Origin of the sequence: Streptomyces sp. MnatMP-M17 (assembly GCF_900091995.1) — a bacterium.
GTDB lineage: Bacteria > Actinomycetota > Actinomycetes > Streptomycetales > Streptomycetaceae > Streptomyces.
The window spans coordinates 1-9731 of sequence record NZ_FMDK01000106.1 but is presented as its reverse complement, the minus strand read 5'-3'; the positions used below and the strand labels follow the sequence as shown (position 1 = coordinate 9731).

General features: G+C 69.6%; 8 protein-coding genes and 1 riboswitch. Of the genes, 3 read left to right on the top strand and 5 right to left on the bottom strand.

The window, feature by feature from the left end:
- Together GA0115259_RS05940 and GA0115259_RS05935 are read right to left on the bottom strand one after the other, a co-directional pair.
- Positions 1–345, bottom strand: a 345-nt coding sequence (locus tag GA0115259_RS05940) for an SCO2322 family protein (protein ID WP_256097922.1), incomplete at its 3' end; no start/stop codon positions are given.
- Entirely contained in the window at positions 345–1751 is a 1407-nt protein-coding gene (locus tag GA0115259_RS05935) for a prenyltransferase/squalene oxidase repeat-containing protein (RefSeq protein WP_107469138.1), read from the bottom strand. The genes GA0115259_RS05940 and GA0115259_RS05935, both read right to left, overlap by 1 nt.
- A gap of 193 nt (positions 1752–1944) precedes the next feature.
- Positions 1945–2007: riboswitch (cobalamin riboswitch) on the bottom strand.
- A gap of 400 nt (positions 2008–2407) precedes the next feature.
- Here GA0115259_RS05935 and GA0115259_RS05930 point away from each other — a divergent pair.
- The gene (locus tag GA0115259_RS05930) at positions 2408–4864 is read left to right on the top strand and encodes an endonuclease/exonuclease/phosphatase family protein (RefSeq protein WP_093591886.1); all 2457 of its coding nucleotides are present in this window, start codon (positions 2408–2410) and stop codon (positions 4862–4864) included.
- Positions 4865–4987: 123 nt separating this feature from the next.
- On the opposite strand, the gene GA0115259_RS05925 is transcribed toward GA0115259_RS05930, so the two are convergent.
- A complete protein-coding gene (locus GA0115259_RS05925; RefSeq protein ID WP_093591883.1) occupies positions 4988–5647 on the bottom strand; it encodes a response regulator transcription factor in 660 nt (219 codons plus the stop codon).
- A complete protein-coding gene (locus GA0115259_RS05920) occupies positions 5644–6840 on the bottom strand; it encodes a sensor histidine kinase (protein ID WP_093591880.1) in 1197 nt (398 codons plus the stop codon). The genes GA0115259_RS05925 and GA0115259_RS05920 overlap by 4 nt, the downstream gene beginning before the upstream one ends.
- 184 nt (positions 6841–7024) lie before the next feature.
- Here GA0115259_RS05920 and GA0115259_RS05915 point away from each other — a divergent pair, with 184 nt between their 5' ends.
- Entirely contained in the window at positions 7025–7624 is a 600-nt protein-coding gene (locus GA0115259_RS05915; protein WP_093591877.1) for a DUF308 domain-containing protein, read from the top strand.
- A gap of 16 nt (positions 7625–7640) precedes the next feature.
- Here GA0115259_RS05915 and GA0115259_RS05910 read toward each other — a convergent pair whose 3' ends face one another.
- Positions 7641–8261, bottom strand: coding sequence for a TetR family transcriptional regulator (locus GA0115259_RS05910; protein ID WP_093591874.1), 621 nt, complete (start codon positions 8259–8261; stop codon positions 7641–7643).
- 236 nt (positions 8262–8497) lie between these two features.
- Between GA0115259_RS05910 and GA0115259_RS05905 the strand changes: the two genes are divergently transcribed.
- On the top strand, positions 8498–9731 hold a 1234-nt coding region (locus GA0115259_RS05905; protein ID WP_093591871.1), incomplete at its 3' end, for a glycosyltransferase family 4 protein.

Genomic DNA, 9731 nt, shown 5'->3' with positions numbered 1-9731 from the left:
TTCTTCACCGGCCGGCGCGTCGGCCGCCGTACCGGAGTCGACGACCACGGCGATCCGTTTGCGGCCCTCGCGCCCGGGAGTGCCGCCGCAGATCGCGGCGAAGTCGGGCGCACGGCGCGGCCGGGCGGCGTCGCCGCTGTCCGCGCTCACCGAGAAACGGAAGCCCGTGACGGTGCCGTCGGCGGGCCGGGCCGTGGCAGGACCTTGGGTGGCATAGATCCAGGCGCCGCCGTCGCTCTCCCAGAAGGACCAGTAACGGTAGCCCGCCGCCTGGGCGTTGCCCGTACCCAGGGCGACCATGAAACACACGGGAAGGGCGGCCAGCGCCAGAAGCCGGGAACGCATCACGACTGCGGGCTCTGCTGTGTCTTCTTACGGCCGTTGAGCAGGAAGCCCATACCGACACAGGCGACCGAACCGATCCCGAGGATCCACACCATCCCTTGGTCGCGACCACTGTTCCCGTGCACGACCGCGGCGGCCGGAGCGGTGGCGGAGGCCCTGGGCCTGGGCGTCGGTCCCGTCGCGTTCAGCCGTTCCACGAGGTCGATCCCGCCGAAGTTGCGCGGATCCGTGCCCGTGGCGTGGGCGGCGAAGATGAGCTGGGCGTAGGCCGCGGGCCCGTTCTCCTGGGCCCAGGCACCGGAGTTCCGCTTCAGCCACTCCAGCGCGCCCGCCGCCTGGTGACCGTATCCGGCGGCCGTCAGGGCAACGACGGCGTCCGCCGTGTTGCCGGTGTCCGGCAGCGGCGCGGTGTCGTTGGCGCCGGGCATCGGCGGCAGGTCGAGATGTCCGGTCGCCGCGAGCGCGGAGGCCAGATAGGCGGCGCCGTTACGGGCGGCCCGCTCCGGGCCCGGATCCGCCGTGGGCACACAGGTCGGCGCGGGACCGGCGGCCTGCACCGGCCAGGCCATCATCCGCTTGCCGAGCCCGCCGATGACGGCCGCCGCCGTGGCGTCGTCATTGGCGGTCAGCTTTCCCGCCTTGTCCGGCTGGTACGCGAACGCGCCGGCGTCCGCGCCCGATCCCGCGTCGCACGGGATCGAGAGGGCGACCAGCGCGTCATAGGCGTTCTTCCCTTCGGACGACCGCATCGAGCTGGGCCGTACGCCGAAGGTGGTCAGCGCGCCGATCACCAGAGAGGTGGAGTTCGCGTCGGTCGGTGTGCCGGGCAGATATCCCCAGCCGCCGTCCTTGTTCTGGACGGACCTGAGCCACTCCACGCCCTTTGTCATGGCGGGCCCTTGACCGCCGAGCGTGGAGAGCGCCTGGATGGCGGCGGAGGTGGCGTTGGAGTCCACCATCGTCTTCGCGTCGCAGGGCGTGGCGGGATCGGGACGGTACGCGGGAAAGGCGCCGTTGGCGCACTGCTGGCCCTTCAGCCAGCCGACGGCCTGGTCCGCCGGGCGGACACCGGCCGCGAACTGTCCCATCATCGCCAGCGATTGGCGCCACACACCGTCGTAGGTGGGATCCTTCTCGCCGTACAGGCCGGGCGGGACCGTGACCGGCGCGGGGGACGGCGCGGGCGCGGAGGCGGCGGGAGCCGGGGACGGCGAGGCGTCGGGATCCGTGGAGGAGGAGCCGGACGGAGAGCCCGTGGAGGATCCCGAAGAGCCCGAAGAGCCTTGGGATCCCGTGGAGCCCTGGGAGGCCGGTACGTCGCCTCCCGCCACGGCGGCCGGAGCGACGGCCACACTGAGCAAGGCGGTTGCGGCGAGCGCCGCTGCGCAGCGGCGAACGGTGGTCATGGCGGGCGGGCCTCTCCTGCGGGAGCCGGCGCGGGCACACCACCACCGCTCCCGGCGGGACGGGCCCACAAGGCGGTGGGCCTCCCTTGCCGGTCGCGGCACTGTGCACCAGCCTCCGGCCCCGTAATCCTCGACGATGCCGGCCACCGGCGGTTTCCGGTGGCACGAGCCGGTCACGACCGCGTACGGAGCGTTCCGGCTGCGCCGCCGGTGACGGCGGCTCACGGTTGCGGGTCAGCGCCGGTTTCGCACCGGCTTTCCTCCGTACGGGCATGATGACGACGCGCCTACTGTATCGGCCGCGTACCCCACTCCACCGTCGGGCGTATCTTTTTCACCGTTCCTGGAGGAGCGCCGCATCCGGAGCGAATCCGACATCTCCGCAACGAATGTGCCATGTCGTCCGACAACCAGGTTAAGTCCAACGAACAGTCGGGAAACACTTGTCCGTTGCGCCGCCCACCCTCTTGTTGGCAGTGTGTCTACGCGCGTATCTTGAGCCGACTTCCAGGCTTCTCGTACCACTCACGCACGCCATGTCCGTACTGTCACCACCGCATCGCCACCGCACAGTCACACGCGCGCCCGCGCCCCGGGAGCACACCGGCGAGCACGCGGGAAGCACCCGAGAGAACTCGTAGCAGAAAGAGCCCAACGTGCCCCCTTCCATACCCCCGGCCCTGCGCGGTCGGCGCGCCAAGCGCATCGCCTTGGCGCTCCCCGTCGGACTGGTCGGAACGCTCATCGCGCTCCCGTTCACGGCGCAGGCGGCCCCGTCCGCCGACGCCGTGATCGCCGAGGTCTACGGCGGCGGCGGTAACTCCGGCGCCACCTTCACCAACGACTTCATCGAACTGGGCAACGCCGGCAGCGGTTCCTTCGACCTCACCGGCTGGTCCGTGCAGTATCTGCCCGGCGCTCCGACCGCCAGCAGCAAGTGGCAGGTCACCGAGCTGACCGGCGCCATCCCGGCGGGCGGCAGCTATCTCGTCGCCGAGAGCAAGGGTGCCGGCGGCACCACCGAGCTGCCCACTCCGGACGCGGCCGGCTCCATCGCCATGTCGGGGACCAGCGGTACGGTCGCCCTCGTCCACTCCACGACTCCGCTGGCCTGCGTCACCGCCGCGGACTGCGCGGCCGACGGCAGCATCAAGGACCTGGTCGGTTTCGGCACCGCCGCGGTCCGTGAGACCTCGCCGGTCCCGGGCGCGAGCAACACCGCCTCGGTCTCCCGGAACGCCTCCCTCACCGACACGGACAACAACGCGGCCGACCTGTCCGCGTCCGCGCCGAGCCCTCGTAACACCGGCGGTGGCGGCGGCGAGCCGGGTCCCGACCCCACGCCCACGCCGACGCCCACGGGCCCCACCGGCCCGCCGGAGCCCGACCCGACGCCGGGCCCGGTGCGGATCCATCACATCCAGGGCAACACCCGGGTCTCGCCGTACAACGGCCAGGCCGTCACCAATGTCCCCGGTGTGGTCACCGGCGTACGCGCCACCGGCTCCTCGCGCGGTTTCTGGATCCAGGACACGCAGCCCGACAACGACCCGGTCACCAGCGAGGGCGTCTTCGTCTTCACCGGCTCGACCACTCCGCAGGTCAAGGTCGGCGACTCGGTCCTGGTCTCCGCCAAGGTCGTGGAGTACTACCCGGGCGGTGCCTCGTCCGGTGCGCAGTCCCTCACCGAGCTGAGCGGCCCGACCACCGTCGTGCTGTCCTCCGGCAACGCGGTGCCCTCGGTCGAGTTGGTCGACGCCAAGACGCTGCCCAAGGACTACACGCCGAACGCGGCGGGCGGAAACATCGAGCCGCTCACGCTCCAGCCCACCGTGTACGCGCTGGACTGGCTGGAGTCCCGTGAGGGCATGGTCGTCCAGATCGGCGACAGCCGGGTGGTCGGTGCGTCCAACTCGTACGGCGAGACCTGGATCACCACCAAGCCCACCAAGAACCCGACTCCGCGCGGCGGTGTGATCTACACCGACTACGACGACCCGAACACGGGCCGTCTGCTGGTCACCGCGCTGACCGCCGACAAGCCGACGGCCAATGTGGGCGACACGCTCAAGGGCGCGACCGGTCCGGTCGACTACGGCACCTACGGCGGCTACAGCATCCAGGCGACCGCCGTCGGCGCGGTCACCAAGGGCAGTATCGAGCCTGAGGTGGCGGAGAAGGGCAGCGCCGACGAGCTGTCCGTCGCCACGTACAACGTCGAGAACCTCGACCCGACGGACCCGCAGGACAAATTCGACCGGCTGGCCCAGGGCATCGTCAAGCACCTCGGCTCGCCGGACATCGTGAGCCTGGAGGAGATCCAGGACAACAACGGCGCGAAGGACGACGGTACGGTCGCGGCCGACCAGACCCTCGCCAAGTTCATCGCGGCCGTCAAGGCGGCGGGCGGCCCGGCGTACGAGTGGCGCTCGATCGACCCGGAGAACAAGACGGACGGCGGCGAGCCCGGCGGCAACATCCGTACGTCCTTCATCTACAACCCGCAGCGGGTCTCCTTCGTGGACCGCCCGGGCGGCGACGCCACCACCGCGGTGAAGGTCGTCACCTCCGGCACGAAGGACGAGAACATCTCGCTGTCCGTCTCCCCGGGCCGCATCAACCCCACCTCGGGCGCCTGGTCGAGCAGCCGCAAGCCGCTGGTCGGTGAGTTCATGTTCCGCGGTGAGCAGATCTTCGTCGTCGGCAACCACTTCAACTCCAAGGGCGGCGACCAGCCCATCCACGGCCGTTTCCAGCCGCCGACGCTGAGCTCGGAGACGCAGCGCGTGGCCCAGGCCAAGGAGGTCAACACCTTCGTCGCCGACCTGCTCGACAAGGACAAGGACGCCAAGGTCGTCGTCCTCGGCGACATCAACGACTACCAGTTCTCGGCGCCGCTCGACGTGCTGACGAAGAAGGTCCTCAAGGACCTGATCAACACGCTGCCGAAGGGCGAGCGTTACAGCTACGTCTACGACGGCAACTCCCAGACGCTGGACCACATCCTGGTCAGCAAGGGCATCAAGAACCCCGTGTACGACGTGGTCCACATCAACGCGGAATTCGCCGACCAGGCGAGCGACCACGACCCTCAGGTCGTCCGCTTCAAGTAACCCGCCGGTGACCAGCACTTGCTGACCGGCATCTGCTGAACCACCGCTGACCTGTGGCGTGTACGAGCCCCTCCCCGGGCCCGTACACGCCACAGCCATATCCGCCGCCACGCGCCCCCGGGCTCAGGGGTAGAGGCCGGCCCGGAAGGTGAACGAGACGAGCTGCGCCCGATCACGTGCGCCGACCTTCGTCATGGCCCGCACGGCGTGCGTCTTCACGGTGAACGGCGAGACGTGCAACTGGGCCGCGATCTCGTCGTTGCCGAGACCGCTCGCGACGAGAACGGTCACATCCCGCTCCCTGGGTGTCAGAGCGCCGAAGCGTCTCAGCAGTTCCTGGTCGATCACCGGGGGCGGACTGTCGGTCATATGACCGATGAGCGCGGCCGTCGCGGCGGCGGACAGCGCATCACCACCGCCGACGACCTCGGTGATGCCGGCGACGAGTTCAGCAGGGCTCACGGTCTTGCTCAGGAAACCGTTGGCGCCCGCGCGAAGGGCGGCGAGAACGATGTCATCGTGGTCGAAAGTGGTCAGCACGATCACCCGCAGCTTTTCGGGCGGGTGCTCTTCGCGGATCCGGCGGGTGGCTTCGACACCGTCGATGCCGGGCATCCGGATGTCCATCAGGACCAGGTCGACGGGGTGGGCCCGGAGGAAAGGGACGGCCTGGAGTCCATCGGAGAGGTCACCCGCGACGACGAGACTCGGGTCGAGCAGAAGCATCGCCCGGATGCCGGCCCTTATGTCGTCCTGGTCGTCGACGATCAGAATGCGCGTCATCGGACGACGGCTCCCAGAGGGCTGAACTCCGCGCGGACCCGGAATCGCCCGCCGTCGCTGTCGATCGTCAGTCGCCCACTGGAGGACTCGACGCGTTCGCGCATTCCCACGAGTCCGAGTCCGCTGCCCGAGCCGGAGCCCGAGCCGGAGCCGTGCGGCGAATGACCGACGCGGTTCTCCACGGTGACGCAGATCCTGCCGTCGCGCTCGCGCACATCCACCGTTGCTGTCCCCTCTCCATGCCGGTAGGCATTCGTCAGCGCTTCTTGAACGACCCGGTAGACCGTGACGCCGACGCTGGGCTCCACGAAAACGGCGGGGATGTCGATGGAGGGCCGGACGTCGAGGCCGATGCTCTCGAAAGAGGCGACAAGTCCTTCCAGGCCGCTCAGCGCCGGGATCGGCCGGAGCGCCTCGTCGTCGGAGATGTCGTCCTCGCGGCGGAGGAGCGCGAGGATCCGTTGCGTCTCGACGACGACGGTGCGGGCGCTGGACCTGGCTGAGGCGAGGGCCTGCCGGGACGATTCGGAGCCTTCGGGAAGCCCGATTTCCGCAGCGCCGAGATGCAGGCTCAGCATCGCGACCTGGTGGCCGATGACGTCGTGGAGGTCCCGGGCGATGCGGAGCCGTTCTTCGGTCACTCGTCGGGTGGCTTCGATCTCGCGGGTGGCGATGGCGCTTTCGGCCCGTTCCTCCAGAATCCACCAGTGGTCCCGATGGATGCGGAGCGCGCCTCCGGTCGCACCTCCCGCTATGGCCGAGAAGAGGGCGGCGGCGCCCACGACCGCGCCACCACGGAATCCCCCCAGCGTCATGAACGCTCCCAGGAAGAACGCCGCCACGATGACGGTCCCGGCCAGCGGCTGCTTTCCCCTGAAGGTGACCGAGAACAGCACGAGCACCGCCATCATCCACACCGACAGAGGGTCCTGGCCCACCGCTGTGACGGCGAAGGACGCCGCGCTCGTCACGACCAGTCCTGCCCACGGCTTCCACCATGAGAGAGCGACACCGCCACCGGCGAGCAGTACGGAGAGGACGGTCGGCCAATCCGATCCCCTCAGTACCACTGCCACGACCTGACCGGTGAACACCAGCGCGGCCACTGAATAGGCGACGCGGTGCAGCACCTCGGGGCGGCGGATCCACAGGGGTGCCGCGGGCCCGTTCTGATCGTTGTGTGCCTTGACCATGACCTGATTCTCGTTCGCACGTGTTGTGGCCGTGTACTTCGAACGATGTAGACGGCGGACCTGCGGACCTGCTTCCACCGGTGCGGGCGGGAGAACTACTTCGTTCGAAGTACACGGCCCTGCCCGAGGACCCCGAGACTCCTCAGCGGGGCAACCGCCTCACACCATCACGCAGGGATACCCAATGACCCAGACCACCATAACTTCGACCACGACGACGGCCTCCGGGCTCCGATCGCTCTACCTGATCCGAGTCGTCTTCTCCCTGATCTGGGTGGCGCTCGTCCACACGACCTCCGCCTCGCTCGTGTCGAAAGACAAACCCACAGTGATCGCGGCCGTACTGCTCGTCATCTACCCCCTGTGGGACGGCATCGCCACGCTCCTCGAACGCCGTATGACCGGCACCGGCTCTGGCACCGGCACCGGCTCCACGAATTGCGTCACCACCGCCAACATGGCTCTCGGCCTCGCCGCCACCATCGGGATGATCACCGCCGTCTTCTCCACGATCGGCACGGCTCTTCTCGTGTTCGGCATCTGGGCCCTCCTGTCCGGAGCGATCCAGCTCGTCGTGGCGATCCGGCGCCGGCATAGCGTCGGCGCCCAGTGGCCCATGATCATCAGCGGCGGACTGTCCGTCCTCGCCGGCGCCGGCTTCGCCGCGATGTCCGCCTCGGCGACGAGCGGCCTGTCCACCATCGCCGGATACTCGGCCTTCGGTGCCTTCTGGTTCCTCGTCTCCGTCGTCGCCCTGAGCATCCGCGGCCGAAGCGGCCACTGACGCGGGCACCTTCCGATCACCACGGCGGTGGGGTCAGGAGGCGGCAGGCTGTTTCGATGTCTGTTTTGACCTGGGCGATGGAGGCGCGGCCCGAGAGCCAGGTGATCAGGGTCGCGTGCCAGGTGTGTTCGATGACGCGGACCGCGGAGAGCTGGGCCGGGGTCGGAGGTGTGGGGGTGGGGGACGCGGTCATGGCGTCGAGGATGATCGCCGTCGTCCGGCGGGAGACCTCGTCCACCTCGCGGCTGACGCTGCGGTCCGCGAAGGTCAGGGCGCGGATCATGGCGTCCGCGAGGTGCGGGTCGCGCTGGAGGGCGCGGAAGGCGCGCATCAAGGTCTCGGCGACCCGGGCGGCGGGATCGTCGGTGCTGGGCGGGCGTCTGCGGAGTGTGGTGTGGAGATGCTCCAGCCGGTCCTGCATCGTGGCGACCAGCAGATGGATCTTGGACGGGAAGTAGCGGTAGAGCGTGCCGAGTGCGACGCCCGCCTCCTCGGCGACCTCCCGCATCTGTACGGCGCCGAAGCCGCCCTCGCAGGCAAGTTGGTGCGTGGCGGCCAGGATCCGGCGGCGGCGGGCCTCCTGGCGTTGTGTCAGAGGCGCCGGCGGGGCCGACGTCGGTCCGGCTTCCACTGTCATCCCCGTCCGTCCCCGCTCCATCGCGCTTCACCGCCTCCGGACCGCACAGCATGGCAGGGCGCGCGTGGTGGCGCGAATCACCCGATCCGGCCGGTACAGCGAGGCTACTTGCCGGTAAATTCGAAGGCCGTGGGCGAACAAGTCTGAAACTTGTTCTAGATCGGCGTCGGCGGTTACGCTCCGGCGAAACGCGGAGAGCGCAGTGAGACAGGGGGCCGAGAGTGACCGCTGAGGCCATGCGGGCGGGCACCGGAGCACGGTCCCGGCGGCCCCGGAGGTCCCACGGCGTCCGGCCGGAGCGGGCGGATCGTACAGCGGAAGGCGCGGATCGTACGGCTCCGGACGGGCCGCTCGGCGGCGAGCGGCCGTTGCGTATCGCTCTTCTCAGTTACAAGGGCAACCCGTTCTGCGGTGGACAGGGCGTCTACGTCCGTCATCTCTCCCGTGAACTCGCCCGTCTCGGGCACAGCGTCGAGGTGATCGGCGCCCAGCCCTACCCCGTACTCGACGAGGGCATACCGCTCACCGAGCTGCCCAGTCTCGATCTCTACCGCCAGCCCGATCCCTTCCGCACGCCGAGGCGCGACGAGTTCCGCGACTGGATCGACACCCTCGAAGTCGCCACGATGTGGACCGGCGGCTTTCCCGAGCCGCTCACCTTCTCGCTGCGCGCCCGGCGCCATCTCGCCGCCCGCGCCGGGCAGTTCGATGTGGTGCACGACAATCAGACGCTCGGTTACGGACTCCTCGGCGACCTCGGCGCACCGCTGGTCACCACCATCCACCACCCCATCACCGTCGACCGCCGGCTGGATCTCGACGCCGCCGAGGACTGGCGCAGACGCGCCTCCGTACGCCGCTGGTACGGCTTCACCCGGATGCAGGGACGCGTCGCGCGCCGGCTGCCGTCCGTCCTGACCGTCTCCGGCTCCTCGAAGCAGGAGATCACCGAGCAGCTCGGAGTACGGGCGGACCGTGTCGACGTCGTACACATCGGCGCCGACACGGAGCTGTTCTCGCCCGATCCGGCCGTGCCCGAGATACCGGGCCGTATCGTCACGACCTCCAGCGCGGACGTGCCGCTCAAGGGCCTGGTGTATCTGATAGAGGCCCTTGCCAAGGTCCGCACCGAGCACCCGGCCGCGCATCTCGTAGTCGTCGGCAAGCGCCCGGAGTCCGGGCCGGTCGCGCGGGCCGTCGAGCGGTACGGGCTCGAAGGCGCCGTCGAGTTCGTCAAGGGCATCTCCGACGCCGAGCTCGTGGAGCTGGTGCGCGGCGCGCAGATCGGCTGTGTGCCGTCCCTGTACGAAGGCTTCTCGCTGCCGGCCGCCGAGACGATGGCCACCGGTACGCCGCTCGTCGCCACCACCGGCGGTGCCATTCCCGAGGTCGCGGGCTCGGACGGGGAGACCTGCCTCGCCGTACCGCCGGGTGACGCGGGCGCGTTGGCCGCCGCGCTGGTACGGCTGC

What these genes read in the sequence shown, in the direction of transcription:
- GA0115259_RS05935 (WP_107469138.1), bottom strand. Translation starts at nt 1,751, where the DNA reads ATGACCACCGTTCGCCGCTGCGCAGCGGCGCTCGCCGCAACCGCCTTG.
- GA0115259_RS05925 (WP_093591883.1), bottom strand. Translation starts at nt 5,647, where the DNA reads ATGACGCGCATTCTGATCGTCGACGACCAGGACGACATAAGGGCCGGC.
- GA0115259_RS05920 (WP_093591880.1), bottom strand. Translation starts at nt 6,840, where the DNA reads ATGGTCAAGGCACACAACGATCAGAACGGGCCCGCGGCACCCCTGTGG.
- GA0115259_RS05915 (WP_093591877.1), top strand. Translation starts at nt 7,025, where the DNA reads ATGACCCAGACCACCATAACTTCGACCACGACGACGGCCTCCGGGCTC.
- GA0115259_RS05910 (WP_093591874.1), bottom strand. Translation starts at nt 8,261, where the DNA reads ATGACAGTGGAAGCCGGACCGACGTCGGCCCCGCCGGCGCCTCTGACA.